We start from the raw sequence: 1,332 nt of genomic DNA, 5'->3' as shown, positions 1-1,332 counted from the left end.
GCGTCGCCCGTCCCGTCGGCGTCGTCCGCTTCGCCCGCCGCCTCGCGTTCGATTCGTTCGACGGCCGCGAGGACGCCGCTCATCTTCTGTTCGGTCTCGTCGTACTCGGCGGCCGGGTCGCTGTCGGCGACGAGACCCGCGCCCGCGCGCACGGAGACGACGTCCTCGTCCCCCGCGGCGTTCGACCGTCGCCGTCCGGATGACGATGGCGAAGTCGGCGTCGCCGGACCACGAGTAGTAGCCCACGCCGCCGCCGTAGACGCCGCGCGGCGTCAGTTCGAGGTCGTCGATTATCTCCATCGCGCGCACCTTCGGCGCGCCCGTCAGCGTCCCGGCGGGGAACGTCGCGCGCGTCGCGTCGAACGCGTCGCAGTCGGCCGCCAGCGTCCCGGTCACCGTGGACTCGATGTGCTGGACGTGGCTGTACTTCAGCACGTTCATGAACTCCTCGACGCGGACGCTGCCGGCCTCGCTCACCCGGCGCACGTCGTTGCGCGCGAGGTCCACGAGCATCGTGTGTTCGGCGCGTTCCTTCCCGTCGGCCAGCATCTCGCCCGCGAGGCGGCGGTCCTCGACGGGACTCGTCCCGCGTTCGCAGGTGCCCGCGATGGGGTTCGAGACGACCCGGTCGCCGTGGACGGAGACGAGCGTCTCGGGACTGGCGCCGGCGACGTGTTCGTCGTCGTGGCGCAGCAGGTACATGTACGGCGAGGGGTTGACGGCTCGAAGCGCCTCGTACAGACCCACGGGGTCCACCTCGCCGCGGAGTTCGCGCACGCGGGAGACGACGCCCTGGTAGATGTCGCCGTCGAGGACGTGGTCTTTCGTCGTGCGGACCGCGGCCTCGTACTCCTCGCGCGGGCCGGCGGACTCGCCCGTCCGGACGAACCCGCCCGGTTCGGGCGTCTCGGCCTCCCGGAGCGTCGCCGAAACCGCCTCGGCCTCGGCGCGGAGTTCGTCGTACACCGCCCCCGGGTCGTCGTCGGGGGCGACGACGGGCGTGCAGACGAGCGTCGCCGTCTCCTCGGCGTGGTCGAACGAGAGCGTCCGCGTGGTGAGGACGAACTGCGCGTCGGGCGTGTCCGTCTCGGGGCGTTCCACGCCGACCTCGTCCAGCCAGAGGTCGTAGACGGCCTCGTAGGCGAGGAAGCCGACGAGGCCGCCGCGGAGTCGCTGCCTGTCGTCGTCGGGGAATCCGACGCGCGGGAGGTCCGGAAGCGCGCCGCGGAGGCGGTCCAGCACGTCGCCGTCGCCGGGGTCGACGTAGTCGGCGGCCCGGCCGCCCAGCATCTCGACCGACGCCCCGTCGGGACCGACGGTGACGACGGCGTC

General features: G+C 72.7%; 1 pseudogene. It reads right to left on the bottom strand.

Annotated elements, in window-relative coordinates:
* Positions 1–1,332 (bottom strand): annotated as a pseudogene (gene trpE, locus GJ632_RS21530) (anthranilate synthase component I); the annotation flags it as partial.

The sequence above is a fragment of the Halogeometricum sp. CBA1124 genome, assembly GCF_009741955.1.
GTDB lineage: Archaea > Halobacteriota > Halobacteria > Halobacteriales > Haloferacaceae > Halogeometricum > Halogeometricum rufum.
Note: the sequence above shows the minus strand (reverse complement) of the source record. Positions and strands in the feature narration are given on the sequence as shown.